Origin of the sequence: Baia soyae (assembly GCF_004341445.1) — a bacterium.
Taxonomy (GTDB): Bacteria; Bacillota; Bacilli; order Thermoactinomycetales; family Thermoactinomycetaceae; genus Baia; species Baia soyae.
The window spans coordinates 1-20,340 of sequence record NZ_SLXV01000050.1 but is presented as its reverse complement, the minus strand read 5'-3'; the positions used below and the strand labels follow the sequence as shown (position 1 = coordinate 20,340).

At 39.1% G+C, this 20,340-nt stretch carries 24 protein-coding genes; 18 read left to right on the top strand and 6 right to left on the bottom strand.

The window, feature by feature from the left end; all coding sequences use genetic code 11:
• Positions 1 to 230: hypothetical protein (locus EDD57_RS14520; RefSeq protein WP_165873820.1), on the top strand; the 230-nt coding region annotated here is incomplete at its 5' end.
• 446 nt (positions 231 to 676) lie between these two features.
• Positions 677 to 2,812 carry a DNRLRE domain-containing protein gene (locus EDD57_RS12780; RefSeq protein ID WP_131849807.1) on the top strand — a complete coding sequence of 712 codons (2,136 nt, stop codon included), beginning with the start codon at positions 677 to 679 and terminating at the stop codon, positions 2,810 to 2,812.
• 42 nt (positions 2,813 to 2,854) lie between these two features.
• Here EDD57_RS12780 and EDD57_RS12775 read toward each other — a convergent pair whose 3' ends face one another.
• The 3 genes from EDD57_RS12775 to EDD57_RS12765 all read right to left on the bottom strand — a co-directional run bounded on the left by EDD57_RS12775 (position 2,855) and on the right by EDD57_RS12765 (position 4,397).
• Positions 2,855 to 3,655, bottom strand: coding sequence for a PHP domain-containing protein (locus EDD57_RS12775; RefSeq protein WP_131849806.1), 801 nt, complete (start codon positions 3,653 to 3,655; stop codon positions 2,855 to 2,857).
• 60 nt (positions 3,656 to 3,715) lie between these two features.
• A complete protein-coding gene (locus EDD57_RS12770; RefSeq protein WP_207896836.1) occupies positions 3,716 to 4,060 on the bottom strand; it encodes a transcriptional regulator in 345 nt (114 codons plus the stop codon).
• A 166-nt stretch (positions 4,061 to 4,226) separates the two neighbouring features.
• Complete coding sequence (locus EDD57_RS12765) at positions 4,227 to 4,397, bottom strand: DUF896 domain-containing protein (RefSeq protein ID WP_131849805.1); 171 nt, start codon at positions 4,395 to 4,397, stop codon at positions 4,227 to 4,229.
• A 77-nt stretch (positions 4,398 to 4,474) separates the two neighbouring features.
• Here EDD57_RS12765 and EDD57_RS12760 point away from each other — a divergent pair, with 77 nt between their 5' ends.
• From EDD57_RS12760 to EDD57_RS12720, 9 genes are all read left to right on the top strand, one after another.
• Positions 4,475 to 5,152: a YneB family resolvase-like protein gene (locus EDD57_RS12760; RefSeq protein ID WP_131849804.1), complete on the top strand. Its 678-nt coding sequence runs from the start codon at positions 4,475 to 4,477 to the stop codon at positions 5,150 to 5,152.
• Positions 5,149 to 6,222, top strand: a complete 1,074-nt coding sequence (locus tag EDD57_RS12755) for a M42 family metallopeptidase (RefSeq protein WP_131849803.1) — start codon at positions 5,149 to 5,151, stop codon at positions 6,220 to 6,222. Before EDD57_RS12760 ends, EDD57_RS12755 begins: the two co-directional genes overlap by 4 nt.
• Before the next feature lie 262 nt (positions 6,223 to 6,484).
• Positions 6,485 to 6,718, top strand: a complete 234-nt coding sequence (locus EDD57_RS12750) for a hypothetical protein (RefSeq protein WP_131849802.1) — start codon at positions 6,485 to 6,487, stop codon at positions 6,716 to 6,718.
• A 116-nt stretch (positions 6,719 to 6,834) separates the two neighbouring features.
• Entirely contained in the window at positions 6,835 to 7,524 is a 690-nt protein-coding gene (locus EDD57_RS12745; protein ID WP_131849801.1) for a response regulator transcription factor, read from the top strand.
• The gene (locus EDD57_RS12740; protein WP_131849800.1) at positions 7,521 to 9,317 is read left to right on the top strand and encodes a HAMP domain-containing sensor histidine kinase; all 1,797 of its coding nucleotides are present in this window, start codon (positions 7,521 to 7,523) and stop codon (positions 9,315 to 9,317) included. Before EDD57_RS12745 ends, EDD57_RS12740 begins: the two co-directional genes overlap by 4 nt.
• Positions 9,318 to 9,432: 115 nt before the next feature.
• On the top strand, positions 9,433 to 10,122 hold the full coding sequence (locus EDD57_RS12735; protein ID WP_131849799.1) for an N-acetylmuramoyl-L-alanine amidase family protein: 690 nt from the start codon (positions 9,433 to 9,435) through the stop codon (positions 10,120 to 10,122).
• A 36-nt stretch (positions 10,123 to 10,158) separates the two neighbouring features.
• A complete protein-coding gene (locus EDD57_RS12730; protein ID WP_131849798.1) occupies positions 10,159 to 10,959 on the top strand; it encodes a polysaccharide deacetylase family protein in 801 nt (266 codons plus the stop codon).
• Positions 10,960 to 11,068: 109 nt separating this feature from the next.
• Positions 11,069 to 12,145, top strand: coding sequence for an oxidoreductase (locus EDD57_RS12725; RefSeq protein ID WP_243649549.1), 1,077 nt, complete (start codon positions 11,069 to 11,071; stop codon positions 12,143 to 12,145).
• A 39-nt stretch (positions 12,146 to 12,184) separates the two neighbouring features.
• On the top strand, positions 12,185 to 13,039 hold the full coding sequence (locus EDD57_RS12720) for a metallophosphoesterase (protein ID WP_131849797.1): 855 nt from the start codon (positions 12,185 to 12,187) through the stop codon (positions 13,037 to 13,039).
• A gap of 67 nt (positions 13,040 to 13,106) precedes the next feature.
• Here EDD57_RS12720 and EDD57_RS12715 read toward each other — a convergent pair whose 3' ends face one another.
• Positions 13,107 to 13,397 (bottom strand): DUF3817 domain-containing protein, encoded by a 291-nt coding sequence (locus EDD57_RS12715; RefSeq protein ID WP_131849796.1) that lies wholly within the window; start codon positions 13,395 to 13,397, stop codon positions 13,107 to 13,109.
• A 208-nt stretch (positions 13,398 to 13,605) separates the two neighbouring features.
• Between EDD57_RS12715 and EDD57_RS12710 the strand changes: the two genes are divergently transcribed.
• Positions 13,606 to 14,385: a DUF6585 family protein gene (locus tag EDD57_RS12710; protein WP_131849795.1), complete on the top strand. Its 780-nt coding sequence runs from the start codon at positions 13,606 to 13,608 to the stop codon at positions 14,383 to 14,385.
• Between the two features lie 24 nt (positions 14,386 to 14,409).
• Here EDD57_RS12710 and EDD57_RS12705 read toward each other — a convergent pair whose 3' ends face one another.
• Positions 14,410 to 15,705: a purine/pyrimidine permease gene (locus EDD57_RS12705; RefSeq protein ID WP_131849794.1), complete on the bottom strand. Its 1,296-nt coding sequence runs from the start codon at positions 15,703 to 15,705 to the stop codon at positions 14,410 to 14,412.
• A 192-nt stretch (positions 15,706 to 15,897) separates the two neighbouring features.
• Between EDD57_RS12705 and EDD57_RS12700 the strand changes: the two genes are divergently transcribed.
• Positions 15,898 to 16,443 (top strand): flavodoxin family protein, encoded by a 546-nt coding sequence (locus EDD57_RS12700; protein WP_131849793.1) that lies wholly within the window; start codon positions 15,898 to 15,900, stop codon positions 16,441 to 16,443.
• Positions 16,444 to 16,478: 35 nt separating this feature from the next.
• Positions 16,479 to 17,654, top strand: coding sequence for an iron-containing alcohol dehydrogenase (locus tag EDD57_RS12695; RefSeq protein WP_131849792.1), 1,176 nt, complete (start codon positions 16,479 to 16,481; stop codon positions 17,652 to 17,654).
• 49 nt (positions 17,655 to 17,703) lie between these two features.
• Here EDD57_RS12695 and EDD57_RS12690 read toward each other — a convergent pair whose 3' ends face one another.
• A complete protein-coding gene (locus EDD57_RS12690) occupies positions 17,704 to 18,096 on the bottom strand; it encodes a thiol-disulfide oxidoreductase DCC family protein (protein WP_131849791.1) in 393 nt (130 codons plus the stop codon).
• A gap of 155 nt (positions 18,097 to 18,251) precedes the next feature.
• On the opposite strand from EDD57_RS12690, the gene EDD57_RS12685 reads away from it, so the two are divergent.
• The 4 genes from EDD57_RS12685 (at position 18,252) to EDD57_RS12670 (ending at position 20,212) form a co-directional block, all read left to right on the top strand.
• Positions 18,252 to 18,551: a metal-sensitive transcriptional regulator gene (locus EDD57_RS12685; protein ID WP_243649550.1), complete on the top strand. Its 300-nt coding sequence runs from the start codon at positions 18,252 to 18,254 to the stop codon at positions 18,549 to 18,551.
• Between the two features lie 153 nt (positions 18,552 to 18,704).
• Positions 18,705 to 19,181, top strand: coding sequence for a DUF2975 domain-containing protein (locus tag EDD57_RS12680; RefSeq protein ID WP_131849789.1), 477 nt, complete (start codon positions 18,705 to 18,707; stop codon positions 19,179 to 19,181).
• Positions 19,182 to 19,191: 10 nt separating this feature from the next.
• Positions 19,192 to 19,407 carry a helix-turn-helix domain-containing protein gene (locus EDD57_RS12675; RefSeq protein WP_131849788.1) on the top strand — a complete coding sequence of 72 codons (216 nt, stop codon included), beginning with the start codon at positions 19,192 to 19,194 and terminating at the stop codon, positions 19,405 to 19,407.
• 1 nt (position 19,408) lies between these two features.
• Positions 19,409 to 20,212 (top strand): DUF817 domain-containing protein, encoded by an 804-nt coding sequence (locus EDD57_RS12670; RefSeq protein ID WP_131849787.1) that lies wholly within the window; start codon positions 19,409 to 19,411, stop codon positions 20,210 to 20,212.
• Positions 20,213 to 20,340: the final 128 nt, after the last annotated feature.

The window sequence follows — 20,340 nt, the reverse complement described above, 5'->3', positions numbered from 1 at the left end:
GTGGACACCCTTGCCTTAAGCTAATGGCTACTGCTACCTTCACCATTCGGGACTTTCACCCTATAGACTACGCCCATGCCGGGCGCACGTTAAAAGGCTTATTTCGTTGGGAGTTTCTAACGAAAAAGCCTATGAATGGGGTAACACTCGTAAGAGATATTGGCGTATTGCTCGTAGCCCGATACTCAAGAGGACGCTTGACCTCGCCAATAGGCGAGGTCTCGGATTAAAGAGTATAAGGGCAAGATATGGCCGGATTCGTCAGACTTAAGTGAACCGCCTAGTGCGGTGGTGTGAGAGGTCGGGGGTTAATCACCCCCTCCTACTCGATTCTCATTTCCATTAGTAAAGTCAGTCCTCTAACAGTGTTTTATTAGAATTCTTATACGAAGGACACAACACTCTTTTAGCATAGGTTTATTTATATTGTCTGCAAATTAATTGTGACATTTTATATTTCAAACAAATTTTTTTATTGATTTTAAGCATGTTTTAATTTATATTTAACACATGAAAAAGAAAACAATTTTTTGGTTAACAAGTGGAAGAGTTCTTGTATGCATAAGAACACACCCTACGCTAGTATCAACTGATTCAGATCCATAGATTCAAATAGTTGTTGGTTTGGAAATTTATTGACTGAATATAAAATTTATATTGAAAAGGGGATTATCTTGTGTTTCGTACAAGCCTTAAAAAAATAAATGCTCTAGTCCTATTCCTGACTATTTTTACTGTTTTCTTATTTCCGATTAATCAACCTGTTCAAGCTGTTACTACCACAAGCTCAAAACAGACGAATGATCAAACAGAAGTAGTAGAGAAGCGAACCGAAACGTCGAAGACCTTTAAGAAAAAGGATGGAAAGACGTTTGTAACCGAGCAATATTTAGAGCCCATTCATGTTCAAAAGAATGGGAAATGGATTGATATTGATCAACTTAAGAAAGAGAATGCCTCCGCTAAAACTTCAGATGAGATGATTTATGTGGAGAAGGGGAAAGTACGATTTGGCTTTGCTAAAAAATCGGATGCTCCCCAAATTCTTCGCTTCGAACAAGCAGACTCCAAGGTAGACTTCCGTTTTAGCGGCAAGGCAGCCGTTCCAGTTAAACAAGAGGAGAATAAACTCAGTTACCCTAGTGTGTATCCAGAAACGGATCTTGTCTATCATATAGATTCTGCTGGTGTAAAGGAAGAATGGAAATTACATCGATATTCTGGTCAATCTACATTCTCAATGGGTATCCAGATGAATAATGCAAGACCCGTTCCTCAAAAAGACGGCTCTATGCAATTTGTGAATCAAAAAGGGGATATACTTTTCAATATCCCACGTCCCTTTATGTACGATGCAAATGATGCTTCTTCTCAGGAAGTAAAGCTAGAAATTCGCAACAGTGGAAAAGAAACGTATCTAGACATAAAAGCGGATGAAGCATGGCTCAAAGATCCGAAACGAGTCTTTCCTATAACCATTGACCCTACAGTCGGTGTTCAAGGAGCAAAATCCACTTACGATAACTTAGTTTCTAGCAAGAATCCAACGACGAATTATCAGGTGTTTCCATTTTTAATTACTGGAACTCATAATGATTATGGAGCAACTCGTTCCTTTATTAAATTTGATCTACCTACTCTTTTACAGGGAGCACAAATCACTGGAGCTAAATTCTCTTTATATCAATACTCAACAGCTCATCAACAACCTATTAACTTACATCCTGTTACATCTAGTTGGACTAGTAAGGGGATTACTTGGAATGAGCAGCCTAGTGTTGGACAGAAGATAAAGCAAAGTACAGTAGGCGGTGCGGGAGAGTATTCTTGGGATCTCACAGAACTAGCTAAAGACTGGTATAGTAGCAAAACACCTAACAACGGTATTTCCTTGCAATATGAGGATGAGACACAGGATCGTAAATCTTTCCGATCTAGTGATTATATGGACGATGTCACTCAAAGACCTAAATTACTAGTTACCTATACAATCGATCCTCAAACGGTTTCTGAACCAAATGTGGAAGCTGAATCATATATCATAATAGATGCTAAAACAGGACAACAACTATACGGGAAATCTGTGAACCAACCCCGCCCTCCGGCTAGTATGACGAAAATGATGACAGAATTTGTGGTATTAGATCAGATTAAGAATGGTAAGATATCTTGGGATGATGTCGTAGAGGTAAGTCCTCGAGCAGCTGGAATCGATGAGTCACAAATTGAGTTGGAAGCAGGCGAAAAAATGTCTGTTCGGGAGCTCTTTATGGCAATGGCTGTCTATTCGGCTAATGATGCGACTGCGGCTCTAGCTGAACATGTGTCTGGAACCGAAACAGAGTTTGTCAATGCGATGAATCAGAAAGCCAAGGAATTGAATCTCAATGAAACTCATTTTCGTAATGCAACAGGTTTAAATATGGATAATTACCCGGACCCACCTAAAGTAGATGGAGAGCATGTCATGTCTGCGGAAAATACAGCAAATTTAGCTAGGACACTCTTACAACAGTATCCTGAACTTGAGAAGATCGTGTCTACTCCGCAATATACCTTCCGTAAAGGAACTCCTCGGGAGAAAAAGGTGATAAGTTGGAATCGTATGTTACCAGGGCTTGATCAATTTTATCCAGGGGTCATAGGTCTAAAAACTGGATTCACTACCCCTGCAGGATATTGTTTTACTGGAGTCACTGAACAAGAAGGTAAACGTTTTATTACAGTAGTAATGGGAGCAAAAACACAAGATGCTCGATTTACAGAGACAAAAAAATTACTCGACTATGCATTTGCTAAATTCCCTAAATAAAACAAGAGAAGACCCCGACTGTAGTGGAAGTCGGGGTCATAATTAAGTTGGCTTTTTGATAAAATCACCCAGTTTATGAGAGGGATTATGATAATCAGAGCCTCCTGTGACAAACAAGTGGTGCTTTTCGGCAAGGAGAAGATAGTATTCTGAGTCTTTCCAAGAATGACTTCGGTGCCATACTTCTATTCCATCGAAGGGATGCTTAAGGAGGAGAGGGACCCAGCTTCGATCAGGGAGATAAACAGGATGAGCTAAAACGGCTTTCCCACCCGTTTGATGAATCATCTTAATTCCATCTTCTACGGAGATTTGAAGTTTGTCCTCCGCTGCTGGTTTGCCATCTCCTAGATAATGGTCAAAAGCAAATTGGAGATCAGGGGCATAACCTTTTTTTACAATTGCATGGGCAATATGAGGGCGAGCGATCAGGTGATCACCACTAAACTCCTTTACATCGTCTAAAGTGAGAGGCATCCCAAGCTGGCATAACTTCCTTACGATTCTTTCTGCTCTGTGTGTTCTTGCTTCCCGAAAGGGTCGAAGGAGCTCTTCTAGTAGATCGAGGTCTTCCATTCCATAGCCTAAAACATCGATATTTTTCTTTTGAAATCGGGTGCTTATCTCTACACCAGGTATCACATGAATTCCTGCTTGTATACCAGCCGACTGAGCTTCCTGAACACCATGTATCGTATCATGGTCTGTAATGGCAATGGTTTTTAACCCTTTATCAACTGCCTGTTGTACAATTTCAGAAGGCGTAAAAATTCCATCAGAGGCAGTTGTATGGATATGCAAGTCGAAGGAATACAAGGAGAGATTTAGATAAATATTAGCCATTTAACCACCTCACTGTCGTCTTCTCTTTAGAATATGCAGAGTACATAATTTGGAACATGGTTAGCCCGGAAATGCGATACTTGTCTCTTGAGACCACTGTTTGGTAATCTCTCGAATATGATCAATCTGCTTCCAATATTCTATAAGAGCCTGAGACCCAGTCGGAGTAATTTGGATAGTTGTCTGGGGGATTTTTTTTCTGAGAAAAGACTTTCCGATCAAGACGTAATTTGCTTTTTCTAATTTGGAGAGATGGCTAGACATATTTCCTTTTGTTAGGCCAGTCAATTCTTGTAAGAAGAGAAATTCAGCCATGGAACATGCTTCTAGTGCACTCATGATTGATAGTCTAGCAGGTTCATGAATCAGTTTATCCAAGCGAGCCATCTCTTTAAAAGGCATCATAGGTTGTAGCCACTCCTCTAACAATTATTAACTAGTTTGCATTATAAACTAAATACACATTTATGTATATATTTCTGTTAATTTATGTCAGTAAGGCTTTGATTAAGAAAAAGGGCTAGTTGAGAGAATCAACTAGCCCTTTTTCTGTAGTTCGATATAATAGAGTTTAGTCTACAAATTCAATTGAATCAAGTTGTTGCTTCATCTGCCCGCGGATTCCTGCAAGATAGATTTTGTATAGTTTGGCTTGCTCTTGTTTTTCTTCTTCGGTAAGTCCTACTGTTTTTTTCTTGTGAGACAGCTCATTGATACGCTGGATTAATTCTGGACTAATCATGTCGATCACTTCCTTCTATCATACTTTAATAGATTTTTACAGGAACTGCAAGATTGAGAGGACGGGATATACCCACCATGAATGCCATCATCTATGCACGAGTTAGTACAAAAAAAGAAGAACAGGTGACGAGCCTAGAGAGACAACGAGAAAATTTAGTCTACTGGGCTGAGGAATTAGGCATGCAAGTAGTAGATGTAGTAGCGGAACAACATAGTGGATTTGATCTAAACCGTCCTGGGCTAGGACGATTATTACAGACGATCCGAAAAAACAGAATTAAACATCTCTTCATTCAAGATGATACTAGGCTCGGACGAGGAGAAGCAAAATTAGCGGTGATTCATCAATTATGCAAATTAGGATGTAAGATTTATAGCTTTCAGCAGAAAAAAGAGCTAGAGTTAGAGGCAGGGGAATCAACCGTTCTCCATATTATTGCGAAGGTAGAAGAATTGCAACGCAAGATGATGAACCAAAAAATAAGCTGGGGAATGCAACGAGCGGTAAAAGAAAAGGGGTATAATCCTGCTAAAAACTTGAAGAATCAAGGGATTGGCGGTCGTGAGAAGATCGAGGTCCCGATAGATCAAATTGTTGCACTGCGTGAAAAAGAGCTAACCTATGATGAAATTGTGGCTACTCTCAAAGGATTTGGTTACTCTATCTCAAGAGCAACTGTTCATCGTCGCTATACAGAATACATACACACACAAGAAGCAAAGCTGACACAGGAATTGGAGGAATCACGATGACAACAGTCGATTGGAAGTTACTAGAAGAGCTTACACAAGCTCCAGGAGCACCTGGTCATGAACATGAAGTTCGAAAAATAATGGAACGCGAAATTCAAAAATATACTTCTGAGATGGTTTCTGACTCTCTAGGAGGCATCTTTGGTATCAAAAAAGGGGCAGTAGACAGTCCTAGGGTACTAGTAGCAGGTCATATGGATGAAGTATCCTTTATGATCACTCGGATCTCGAAGGAGGGTTATCTCTCTTTTACAGCTCTTGGAGGATGGTGGTCTCAGGTACTTCTCTCACAACCTTTCGAAGTCTACACTACTTCGGGGAGAGCGATTCATGGAGTAATTGGGTCGACACCACCTCATAATCTAACGCCTGAGGAGCGTACGAAAGTTTATCCGATGAATAAAATGTTCCTCGATATAGGAGCTCGTGATGAAGAGGAAGTACGTAGTTGGGGAATAAGAGAAGGCTGTGTCATGATTCCTTATTCTCCTTATCGTGAGCTTGAAGGTGGCCATCGCTTACTGAGTAAAGCATTTGACAATCGATTAGGTTGTTCCATGTCATTAGAAGTATTGAAGGAATTACATAAAGAAGACTTGCCTAATACGTTAATCGCGGGTGCGACTACACAAGAGGAAGTAGGACTACGTGGAGCACAGACTTCTGCCGTTCTCACAGAGCCAGATGCTTTCTTCGCTATCGATGTATCTGCAGCTGGGGATAACCCTGGTGCAAAAGATGCCTTTGGCTATCTGGGTAAAGGAGTCTTAATTCGAATTTTAGACCGCACGATGATTACACAACCGCGCATGCGGGATTATCTCTTAGATACAGTGGAGTCTCTCGGAATCCCATATCAAATATTTGTTTCACAAGGCGGAACTGACTCAGGAAAAGTTCACCTTTCAGGCAAAGGCGTTCCATCTGCTACACTGGGAGTATGCGGGAGATACATCCACTCTCATACGACCATTGTCGACCGAGAAGATGTAGAAGCTCTAAAGTTATTTGCTACTGAATTAGTACGACGATTTGACAATAGTACATTTCAATCTTTGATCTATCGGTAATAACTGATAAAAAACTCCTTCTGATACGTATAGTAGTCAGAGGGAGTTTTTTTATCGGGCCTGTAAGCTATTTTTGTAAAACTATTTTTAAACATGATGAATATTGAAAAAATTATTCTTTTGATATAAGATAATCACAAGAGTACCAGGAACGGTTTTCGATATTTATGTCAAAATGATCCTTCTTATCTGAATCATTACTTTTGAATTACTTACCATCTGTAGCGAATTGGATGAATTTCGAAGGAGGAGATTGACATCTATGAAGAGAAACTATTTGATCATTTTATCGGTTACTGTGTTGAGTCTATACACTTTTGGTGGTAGTGTAAGAGGTTTTTTTAATATCCCTGATCTTAATGGTAGTTTTGAACAACAAACGATTGCTAAATCACCTGATAAAGACGAAGATGAAAAATGGTGGAGTGAGTTTTTTGATGAATCAAAAGAACTATCCTCTTCCATCCTACAAGAGATTACCGATCTGTTCCCATAATCGGACAGTCCAAAATCCCCTCTTGAAAAGAATGAGGGAATTTTGGACTGTCCGATTCGATACGCTATAATATGGTTATCATAAAAGAAAGTAATAGACACGGAGAATCTAAACATATGAAAAAAACAATTTTAGTGGTAGAAGATGAAGACATCTTGCGTGAAATCATTAAAGATTACTTACTAAATGAAGGTTACAACGTTCTAGAAGCGGCAGATGGAAAACAAGCTTTATCCCACTTTGAGGATCAAGAAATCCATTTGGTTATTCTTGATATTATGTTGCCACAATTAGACGGATGGTCTGTATGTAGACGGATCCGTAAGACATCCAATGTGCCTATTATCATGTTAACCGCTCGTGCTGATGAAGATGATACACTACTTGGCTTTGAGTTGGGTGCAGATGATTATGTAACAAAGCCCTATAGTCCTCCTATTTTATTGGCTAGGGTAAAACGACTTATAGAAAGTAGATATTCGCCTTCTATAGTCGAGTCTGAAAAGAACGATACGCTACACATTGATGGAATTGGAATTCACATACCATCTCGAAGAGTTACGGTGGATGAGGAACCCGTTAACTTGACTCATACTGAGTTTGAAATCTTATTGTACTTAATGCAAAATCAAGGAATTATCATCACTCGAGAACAACTAATTACAAAAATCTGGGGTTATGAATTTGCTGGCGATGATCGAACTGTAAACAGTCACATTCGTAATCTTCGTCATAAACTGGGGGATAAAGCTCGGTATATTGTTACAGTCGTGCGAGCGGGTTATAAATTTGAGGGAAGAACATGAAAAAAGGAATTGTATTGAAGTTATTTTTATTTACAACGGGATTATGCATGCTAATTATCGCAACTATTTTCATCGGGCAAACGGTGTTCTTTGAGAGATATTATGAAAGTCAAAAAGAAGCTAATTTGAAGGAAAGAGTCACAGCTTTCCATGAGAAATATGTAGAAGCAAACGGCGATGCTTCTAAAATTAGGTCTCTTGAGCAGGGTTTTCAACGCGACTATGCTATCTGGATAACAACGTTAGATAAACAAGGAAATATGAAGTATGCCGATGATTTTTCCATAGAAGTCCAAGTGAACGAGAAAGTATTCCCTAAAGTTGAGAAATATCCCCAAAAAACGATTCAAATCCCCATGTATCACTTTGTAAATATTGATGATGAAAAGAGCCAATCGAACCTAAAGGTGGGCAATAATATTACAATTCAAGGGGTTGAAAAAGACAATATTTTAATTCCATCAAGGCTATTTTCAGGAAGAGACATGTCTAATGAGCAGTTAGAGAGCGGATTAGACAAATTAAAACAAACGAATTTTGTTTTAATAAGAGGGACTATCAAGGAAATACATTTTCCCAAGAGTAGTACAGCCTCCAGTTTCATTTATACCAATCGAATATTCCTTGAAAGAATGAAAAGTCTTCAAAGCAGCTTGGTAGCGACAGGATCTTTGTCTGATCGGGATGGATATGCTGTAAGGAATTATGGAAAAGGCCAGTACTATGTGGAAAACTATGGTGAGAGTGGTGTTACCTACAAAGTATTAACACAACCTATTTTAGATCCTGATGGCAAAACAAATTATTTGTTTGCTATGACTTCCCTACAGCCTGTTAATGAGGCGGTTCAGATGATAAAAGGATACTATGTTTATCTGATTATCTTGGTGCTTCTCCTTACGATCCTCCTCTCCTTTTATTATTCAAAGCAAATCGCCAGACCTCTTCTCCAAATCAATGAGACAACACAAAAGATTGCACAACTTGATTTCTCTGAGATGATTTCGGTCGATTCAAAAGATGAGATCGGAGATTTATCAAAAAATATTAATGTGCTATCTAGTAAATTACAGTCTTATATAGAAAAACTGCAAGACGATATCGAGAAGGAAAAACAGTTGGAGAAGACGAGGAAAGAATTTATTTCGGGTGTGTCACATGAACTGAAAACGCCTTTAAGCATCATGAAAAGCTGTGTTTCTATACTAAGGGATGGAGTTGCGACACATAAGAAAGATCATTACTTCAACGCAATGGAAAAAGAAGTAGACAAGATGGATCTGCTTATCGTGGACATGCTCGAGTTGGCGAAATTTGAATCGGGTACATACAAACTAGAAATGCAGTCATTTTATATTGATGAAGTAATGGAACAAATTTGCGATCAATTGATATGGGAAGTGGAAAAAAAGCATTTACAGTTAGAGAAAGAACTAGATCACGTTAAAGTGATCGCCAACCAAAGCCGGATTGAACAGGTGCTCACCAACTTTATTACAAATGCGATCCGCTATACTCCAGAAAACGAACGAATTGTCATTTCCACTATCAAAGAAACAGATCATGTAAAAGTATGTGTAGAGAACAAAGGAGCTCATATCCCCCAAACGCAGCTAGATAAAATTTGGGAACGCTTCTATCGTACTGATGCAGCGCGCCAACGATCGAATGGAGGCACCGGGTTAGGGCTTTCTATCTCTAAAAACATCTTAGAATTGCACGATGCTACGTACGGTGTACAAAATACAACAGATGGAGTGCTGTTCTATTTCTATCTAAAAACAAGCGTGTAGGATAAAATTCCCACACGCTTGTTTACTTTCTTTAATTCATGTTTATATCATCTGCATCTTATCTTGATATAAATTCTTTACTATCTCCTTAGAACAAATAAAGGAGATAGTATTTATGAAAAAGAAGATCATTGTTTCGATTTTACTAATCGTATTATCCATAGGGATTGGTTATCAATTTTTGGATTTAGATATAGTTAATAAAGTTACTGCAGAGGACCTACGTTTGAAAGGGAAAACCATTATACTTGATCCTGGACACGGGGGAATGGACCAAGGAACAAAAGGAAAGAAACAGGGAACCATTGAAAAAGATCTAAATTTAACGGTAGCGAAAAACATCAAAAAAGAATTAGAAGAAAGAACAGATGCCAAAGTCATTTTGACACGTGATACGGATACCAGCGTACTACCTGAATTAAATCAGAAAAAAGAACTTCAAGCTCGTGCAGATATGGTAAAAAAAGAGTCTGCAGACATATATGTGAGTATTCATCATGATGCGTATGAGGACCCAAACGTAGAAGGAATTACGACCCATTATACTGCTTTTCGATCAGATGATAAAAAACTAGCAAAGCTTGTGCAAAAGGCTATATTTGATCAAAAGATTGATAGCCGTGATCGAGGAGTCAAAGATAGTGATTATTTAGTTCTTAGAGAAAATACAGTGCCAGCTATTTTAATTGAGCTAGGATTTACCTCGAACGAAAGCGATGAAGTACGGATGAACTCAAAGGAATTCCAGGATAAAGCAAAGAAGGGGATTGCAGACGGTATTATTGACTTTCTTTCAAGAAAATAGAGATCTACAACACAGATCAGAGGAGAGTCGATAGAGATGAATTTTTTTAAAAAACATAATCGGATGATAGCCATTATAACAGTTATACTACTATGTTCTACGGCTTTATTACTTTTAAATATCGATTTAAATGCTTCAAAGCCTGCTGTAACCAATAAAAAAATAGAAAATCCCGAGAAGCCTGTAACTCCCACCCAATCTGACCAGACTAAGAAAAGTGAATCACAGAAAGTCGTATATCTAACATTTGATGATGGGCCAAGTAAGCTAACCGAAAACTATTTGGATTTATTAAAGGAACACAATATCAAAGCCACCTTTTTTATGATAGGAAAAAACATGCAAGATCCTGCTTATCAACAAAATATGAAGCGTGCAATAGATGAAGGCCATTATATTGGGGCCCACAGTATGACACATGATAATACAAAACTATATAAGAAAAAACAATTTCTTTCTGAAATGGATGAAACAATATCTTTTATTCAGGATATTACAGGAAAAAGCCCCAAGTTGGTTCGACCTCCATATGGTTCTGCACCCGGTTTGAATAATAAAGGAGTTCGAGACCAGATTGCCCAAAAAGGATTGAAAGTTTGGGATTGGACTATCGACTCATATGACTGGAGGCTCAAAGGTAAGCCAAAACAGATCATAGAAAATGTGAAACAACACACATCTAAAAAGGTAGAGGTTGTGCTGTTGCATGAAACTCCTCAAACATTAGAAGTATTGCCTGAAATTATAAAATTCTACAAAGATGAAGGATACGAATTTGGTGTATATAACGAATCAGAGCATTTTGTATGTAACTTTCAAAAAGATAACCGTTTGTAGTCTAAGATCATATCTATTATTTCTACAACTCTGTATTTACAGCTCCATATGGCGTGCATCAAAATTTTATATATAATGTACCTATATATTGAATGAGGAGGCTCTCTCATTGAGCATAGCAAAAGTACGAGTTGGAATGATTGGTTATGGATTATCTGGAAAAGTATTTCATGCTCCATTACTAAAAGCAAATGAAGGTTATGAAATTGTAAAAGTGATGACAACGAGAGAAGAAGAAGTCGAAGTAGACCTACCTGGAGTCGAAATCGCCTATTCGGCAGAAGAAATCTTTGAGGATTATACCATTGATCTTGTCATTATCTGTACACCTACGGAGTCTCATTACCCATTAACGAGAGCTGCTCTGCAAAGTGGAAAGCACGTTGTCGTGGAGAAGCCTTTTGTGGTTACATCTGCAGAAGCGAAGGATTTGATAGAATTAGCTCGTGAAGAAGAGCTAATTCTATCTGTTTTCCAGAACCGCCGTTGGGATTCAGACTTTCTCACTCTACAGGAGTGTATGAGCCAAGGGTTGCTAGGAGAAATCCATACATATAAAGCACATTTTGATCGGTATCGCCCTGAGGTAAAACAGCGCTGGAAAGAGCATTCCCTCTGTGGTGGAGGTGTGCTTTACGATTTAGGTTCTCATCTCATCGATCAAGCGCTAACCTTATTTGGTATCCCGTTAACCGTTTGGGCAGATGTGCAATCACAACGGGCTGGATCTACGGCTCCTGACTACTTCCACATCGTTTTTGGATATGAAACAGGCCTACGAGTTGAGCTACATGCCGGATCACTTGTGATTCAACCAGGGCCAAAATTGGAAGCACATGGCCTAAATGGAAGTTTCCTTAAGTTTGGATTGGATCCACAAGAGGAACAGTTAAAAGCAGGAATGACGCCTATGGATGAAAAATGGGGTCAGGAAGAAGAAATCCATTTTGCGAAGGTAACGACGATTGTTGACCCTTTGAGTGGAGAACAAGAAACGTTCCCGATTCCAAGTATCGCGGGCAATTATGATCGATTTTATGATGAGGTGTATGATGCAGTGATTGATGGTGCTGCCCTGCCAGTTCATCCAACAGAGGCCTTAGAAGTGATTCATGCAATTGAATTAGCAATAAAGTCCTCTAATGAAAAAAGAGTCATTCAGTGGTTTGATGAAGTGGAATATTGATTGACCCACGGAACTCTGTAGAAAGGTGAATCGAATAGAATGAAAGAACATCGAAAGATCAGCCGAAGGAGTTTCCTGAAGAAAAGCATGTACTATTCATTAGGGACAATTGGCGCTTTAGGTTTGTCGGGTGCTTACTCCCGTTGGATCGAGCCGTATTCTATCGAAACAACTAATATTACGATTAAGCTTTCTCATTTACCAGCTGCATTTGAGGGATTCCGAATCTGTCATTTTAGTGACTTGCATCTAGGGTTTCATCTTGAAGCGAAGGATTTGGAATCTCTTGTTGAGCAAATCCAGTCGCTAAAGCCAGATTGTATTTGTTTTACGGGGGACCTTTTCGATCATCATTCAACTGGGATATCTGAAACAACTAGCTACCTGAGCAAATTAGAAGCTCCTTATGGGAAGTATGCTGTACTCGGCAACCATGATAATTGGGGTAATCGGGAGTCTGTAAATCGAGTATTAACCAAATCAGGCTTTACGATTTTGCATAATGAAAATAGGCAAATAAAAAAGCAATCGGATTCTATCTATATGATAGGAGTAGATGATCCGTGGGTGGGAGGTGCAGATATTCTTCGCGCACTAAACGGGGTACCGAAGAATACATGCAACATCTTACTAGCCCATGAGCCAGATTTTGCAGACGAGTTTTGTCAGCATCCAATTGATTTACAACTATCTGGGCATAGTCACGGTGGACAAGTTCAAGTTCCATTTATCGGAGCACTTCACACCCCGCCTCATGCCAAAAAATATACAGATGGTTTATATCAAGTAGAAAATTCCTCTATGCAAATTTATACAACAAGAGGAATTGGAATGACCCGAATGCCGATTCGATTTAATTGTCGGCCTGAATTAGTGTTGATTACACTATGTTGATTACACTAAAATCAAGCAAATAGCATAAAAAATCCCGGGTATGCACGTATACCCGGGACCCTTTTATTTATACTTGATCACGAAGCCTTCTCTCTAGAACAAACGTTCCAAATGGGATAACAGAAGCAAGCACAGCTCCAGCTACTTTCTTAACAGACCATTTGTATCGTAAGGTTACAATACCTAAAACGATCATAAACCAGACAAAAAGGATCCCATGCAAGCCACCCACAATGGTCACAGCTAAAGGCTGGTTAAACATATATTTCAGAGGCATGGCGATAAATAGAAGTAGTAAGAAGGAGATTCCTTCAATAAATCCAACAATCCGTAATTGGTCAATTATGTTTCGAAACATCTTTTATCCTCCTCATTCCAAATCTAGTTACTATAGTATCAACTATAAAAGGTATATTCATTTCTAATTAAAGATATTTGTTGCGATTGTATGAACGGTTATATGATATAATTTTTTTATTTGTGAAACTCTTTTTATTACTCTTTACATGGAACATGATATTTGCTATAAATTTCTTATATTTCCAGTTGCCAAGGAGGCAGAAAAAATGGGCCAGTACGATGATTCACAACTGGGAGACAAAGGAAAGCTATACTCGGTTAATAAAGGAAAAATAATTACGGTTTCACTTTTATATGGCCTAGTTGCCATTTTGATGAGTGCTGGGTGTGTATATTTTACTTGGAAAGCACAACAAACAAAACCAGATATGTTTCAAATCATCTGTATTATTGCTACAGGGATGTGTGGTTTGTTTGGGTTTATCATGATGTTATGGAAGGGAAAAGATCTAAGCGAAAAAGTTCGGCTGTATCAAAATGGGATTATCGTATTTAGTCGTAAAAAAACACTTTTGTTACCCTATTCAAGAATGGATCGAATCTACTGGAATATTAGAAGTAAACAAAAGAGGTCTGGAAAAGATAAAGCCATTCACACATTACGTATTGATTCTCTAGATTATGATGAAGAAATCTCCTTATCAAGTAAACGATTGGTAGAGGCCAAGGAACTAATGGAGCAGGTGGAACGAGGAGTAAATAGTTGGCATCTGGACGGTTTATGTGAAACATTATCAAGAGGGGAAGAGATACATTTTGATGATATTTCTCTACACATCGATTATCTACGCATCCCCGATGGCTACATAAACTGGACTAGCTTTGGGGGTATCACTCTGCAAAATGGCATGGTATATCTTGTAAACAAACAAGATGAGCCGTTTTATGGAGTAAAGCTATCCAAATTCCCTAACTTCTCTCTCTTTACTAACTTAACACAACATATTTGTGAGCAACATGAACAGCAAAAAGAGGTAGTCGTATAAAAAAGGTAGCCTGTAAACAAAAGGCTACCTTTTTTCTGGTTTCCAAACCAATTCTAGTAGGATGGATAAAATCATCCCAACTAATAAACCATTGCCAACTATATTTTGCACAATCGTAGGCATAACTTGAAAAAACTTCTCTGGAAGTGCCATAATCCCAACAGCCACCGAGATCACGATCCCTAAAATCGTCATTCTTCTTGCATCTAATGGCTCTTGGAGAACGGTGTTTAACCCTAATCCAAACATAGTAGGGAAAGCTGCCAGCAGAGTCGCATAAGCGATCGGTCCCGGTAGTTGGGCGAGAAATCCAGTAATGATAGGAAAGAAAGAGAATAAAGCCAGCGCACCACATGCGATTAAGAAAGGTCTTCTCTCCTTTTGTCCAGTCATCCGAATAAAGCCTGCCGCAACCGAAAGGGGTACCATCCCTACAGTAGAGAATACAGAGCTTAACAGATTCGTTACTCCGCCCATCAAACCAGCTCGATTTAAAACTTTAGAGGAAGAGGTGGTCGTCTCGGAAATAGTTTTTTGTACTACGTTGATACTGGCTACTGTGTTCGACATAAGAACAAGTGAAACCAAAATCCCTGTGATAATCATGCTTCCACTCCATATAGGCATTCCCCAAGCAAATGGTGTTGGGAGTTGAAACCATCCATTGATGGAAGGAGCGTCTGAATGATATCCAATGAAAGTGAAGGCTCCCCAGCCGAACACGATTCCGATTAAAACCGCAAAGCTTTTTAACCAACCTTTTCCCCAAGTGGAGAGTGAAAATACCAGAATCACTACGCTAATGGAGACAATACTTTCGAGCACATGAGGGACTGGTTGATTCTTGTTAATGCCTAAAGCCCCTTGCAAAAATGTCCCACTTAATTGGATTGCTAGTACCATGAGATAAGATCCAGTTACTAAAGGTGTAAAGACAAACAGCAACTTTTGAAACCAACCGATCCATCCGGTAACGATTAATATGAGACCACTTACAATCATAGCAAATTCGAGTGATTGAAGAGTTACCTTTAAATCGCTTCCTTGCGCAGAAGCTAACCCACCAACGCCAATAAATACCCCTAACCATATTCCAGCAGGACCATCTAGCAATGGGAGACGGTGACCTAACCAGCCCTGTAACAAAGAGGAGAGACCGACGATGAAAAAAGTTCTTTGCATCAGTTCTGCAACCTCTACATGACTGAGGTGAAACACATTTCCAATGACAACAGGAAGCGCTAATGCATTTGCTAATAGAAAGACCAACCATTGAACAGAGCCCATAGTGGTCATGGTGAGGCGATTTGCTGAATTCATTGATTTTCATCCTAACTACAACATATTTTCATCATAAGCTAACATTCTAACATAAAATGTTATTCATACATAAAATCAAAAGGAAAAAAGGGTAAACTATACGTATGCCTACAATGAAGGAAGAAGGGACTGCATAGACAACTGAAGAATTAGTCCAAATGGATAATCTAAGAAAGAAAAGGAGAAATCATAATGAAGATCTTAGCGCTTAATGGAAGCTCTCGAGATAATGGGAATACAGAATATATGGTAACATCGCTATTAGAGGGTATCGAGGCAAGCGTTGTAGATTTACGGAAGTATACGATCAACCCTATTATAGACAAAAGGCATGATCCTGAAGGGTTCGGGCCTGTTGATGATGATTATGATACGGTTATCAGTCAAGTTCTGGATCAAGACATCCTAGTCTTTGCAACCCCTCTCTATTGGTACGGGATGTCAGGTCACATGAAAAATTTTGTGGATCGTTGGTCACAAAGTTTACGTGATCCACGCTATGATTTCCGTACGATCATGTCCGAAAAGAAAGCTCTTAGTTTGATTGTAGGTGGGGATCGTGTATATCAGAAAGCACTACCCCTTGTACAACAGTTTGCATTGATTTATGATTTTATGGGTATAGAAAATCTCGGATATGTGATCGGTAATGGATCAAAGCCCCAAACCGTTCAAGCAGACAGACGGGTTGCGGGTGATCTCCGCTTTTGGAATGAATATCTAAAGCAAACGATGTAACATCTGAGTAACAACGAAGAAGGAGTGAACATCATATGGAGTCATATGTAGCGTACAACCCAACGAAATGTATTTTTGGTAAAGATCGTTTATCAGAGTTGAAGAATGAGATTCCACAGTACGGTAAGCGAGTTTTATTGGTTTATGGTGGTGGAAGTATCAAGAGAAGTGGTCTTTATGATAAAGCGATGGAATATCTACAGGAAATCGATGCAGAGGTGTTTGAGCTCGCAGGAATTGAACCTAATCCACGTGTAACGACTCTACATAAAGGAATTCAAATCTGCAAAGACGAGAAAATTGATTTCATCTTGGCTATCGGTGGTGGTAGTGTCATCGATGGTACAAAGGCGATTGCTGCTGGAGCGAAGTTCGACGGAGACATTTGGGACATCGTGACGAAGAAAGCAACTGCCCAAGATGCACTCCCATTTGGAACAGTACTCACTCTATCTGCAACCGGTTCTGAGATGAATGCAGGCTCTGTTATTACGAACTGGGAGACAAACGAGAAGATTGGTTGGGGCTCTCCCTATGTGTTTCCTAAGTTCTCTATTCTAGACCCGACACATACGTTTACAGTGCCTCTAGATCAAACCATCTATGGGATTGTAGATATGATGTCCCATGCTTTGGAACACTACTTTAGTCCATCTCCTAATACACCTTTATTAGAGAGAATGACGGAATCACTTTTATCCACAGTGATTGAGACTGGACCGAAGTTGTTAAAGGATCTTCAAAATTATGAGCTTCGCGAGACGATTATGCAATGCGGAACGATTGCTCTTAACGGGACTTTGAATCAAGGGATGTTTGGGGACTGGGCTACACATGGCATCGAACATGCGGTATCTGCTGTTTACGACATTCCCCACGGTGGCGGTCTAGCCATCCTCTTTCCAAACTGGATTCAATACGCGATCCAACAAGGGCACACTCAAAAAGCAAAACAGTTAGCAATAAGAGTGTTTGGCGTCGATCCAACTGGTAAGTCGGATGTAGAATTGGCAGAACAAGCAGTCAAAGAGTTGCGCAATTTCTGGGTCAGTATAGGAGCTCCAAGCCGCTTAGCTGATTACAACATTGATGACTCTAAGATCCAGCTCATGGCTGAAAAAGTTGTCAGTGTCAGCCAGTCAGGATTTGTCGGACGTTATAACCTGTTAAAGCAAGAAGATGTCTTAGCGATTTTAAAAATGTCTTTGTAGTAACACCTATAAAAAACAGCCTTCTTCATCAGATGAAGGAGGCTGTTTTTTATAGGTAAAAGCGATTGCGTACTTCTGGAGATGGAATCATACATACTTCACTTTTCCCAAACCAACGGTATCGATTTTTCGCAAAGCGACGATAAAGGTTGTCCCGAATAGACTTCGGAATGAGGGACAATATGTAAAATAACTTCCATCCGCTTCCTAGCTCTCGAATGATTCGTAGAACGGCAGTTGAGTGGGAGTAGAGCTTATCACCATCTATGAAATACATACTATCCTCTAACTGAATTCCATTTTCTGCAATCCAATTCTGTGCAAAATCGGATTGCAAGGAAGCGAAACGGAGTTCTTTTTTCTTATCATGTTTTAAAAGGAACTGTACTCGATTGTTACAAAAGTTACAAACGCCATCAAATAAAACAATTTTTTGTTTCATATGGATCGTCCATTCTCGTGTAAGTGTACTAGCTGTAACTCTAGTATAGCATGAACACAATCACTTTTTTGGCTTCTATACCTATACAGGGTATACTAGAGTCAAGAGGTGATCATGTTGAAAGATGAAAATAACCAGTTAATAAAATCGACTAAATTTGTTGTGATCAAGACGAGAAACGCAAAAGCCATCATTCGGATGAAATGAAAAAGAATATGATATCTAGATTAAATCGGATTGAGGGGCAGATTCGTGGTGTGAAAGGCATGATTGAACGAGATACATATTGTGATGATGTGTTAAATCAAGTAGCAGCCATTCAAGCGGCCTTAAATAGTGTGGGTACATTATTACTAGAAGGACATATGAGGAGCTGTGTAATGGAGAGAATCCAAGCTGGGGACGATGCGGTTGTGGATGAGCTTCTTGCTACTATGAAAAAATTGATGAAGTAAACAGGACGTTCTAATGCTCGTATCTGTAACATCGTTTACATTTGGCGTGATGATAATGGCAAACTCCATCTTTATTAAACAATATTTTTTTATTGTAAAACAATAAATAATGCATTATACTCTCTTTAACAATAAAAAAGTGAGGTACCTTTTATGAAACATCATTCCACACTATTTCTAAAAATAGCCGTCTTTCTTATCGGCATTCCTATTTTTGCTTTATGTCTATTTGGATTGTCTCAGTTTATTCTTAACCCATTCAATCCAAAGGATATCTATACTATATATCCTATTGTTATAGGTATGTATGGATCAGCGATCCCGTTTTACATTGCCCTATATAAGGCTTTTCAACTTTTAAGGTATATTGACCAAAACAAGGCTTTTTCACAAATGTCTGTTACAGCCTTACAGCATATAAAGTACTGTGCAGTGATCATTGGTGGTTTGTATACAGTGCTGATGCCATTCGTTTATCTTGTAGCTGAAAAGGAAGATGCCCCAGGGCTTATTATAGTTGGGATGATTCCTATTTTTGTTTCCACTATAATCGCAGTATTCGCCGCTGTTCTACAAAGACTTTTACAAGAGGCGATTGATATAAAAACAGAAAATGACTTAGTGGTCTGAGGTGGTAGAAATGGCGGTAATAATTAACATTGATGTGATGCTGGCGAAGAGAAAAATGAGCGTTACAGAGCTTTCGGAGAGGGTTGGAATTACGATGGCTAATCTTTCTATCTTGAAAAATGGAAAGGCAAAGGCTATTCGACTATCCACTTTAGAAGCGATTTGTAAAGCTTTAGATTGTCAACCTGGAGATATTTTAGAATACCGAAATGATGAGGAAAGCTAATATGAGAGCACTAAGACAACTTGTTCGGTTTGGCTGGGAACAGGCTCTATCTTGTTTATTTCCTGTTATTATTTTTACCGCTCTGGCACTTACACAAATGTTCCCGCTCCCTTTCCTGCCACGGTATGATTGGCTCCTTATCATTTGCCTTTTGATACAGTGGTGGATGATCTATTCTGGGCTTGAGACACGGGATGAACTAAAAGTTATTACCATGTTTCACCTAATTGGACTCACTCTTGAACTTTTTAAGGTACACATGGGATCTTGGGCATACCCAGAAGAAGGATATTTCAAAATGTTCGGAGTACCTTTGTACAGTGGGTTTATGTATGCGAGTGTAGCAAGTTATCTTTGCCAAGCATGGAGAAGATTTAAGGTTGAATTGGTTAAGTGCCCCTCCCTTTACATCGTAGTCCCTCTCGCTACGACTATTTATTTGAACTTTTTCACTCACCATTATTGGATGGACATTCGGTGGTGGCTATCTGGACTTGTCGTGATAGTCTTTTGGAAATCATGGGTTACATATGAGGTTAATGGAACTCGTTACCGTATGCCACTTGCGCTTTCTTTTGTGCTCATTGGATTTTTTATATGGGTAGCCGAAAATATCGCAACGTTTTTTGGAGCTTGGAAATATCCAAATCAAGCTGATGTGTGGAATCCTGTTCATCTGGGGAAGGTAAGCTCGTGGCTCTTATTAGTGATTGTGAGTTTCCTGATTGTATCAACACTAAAACATCTGAAGGAGTCTCAACACACTCCCAGCAAGCTACCAACTGATATTGATTTTAAAAGCTGATTTTGGACCAAAAATAGCCATCTTCAAAGATGGCTCAGACTGCAGACAAACCTCTTCTGAACAACAAGTTTAGAAGAGGTTTTTGTGTGAATTGACTCAAATATCGTTTATGGCGATGGTTTCTCCAT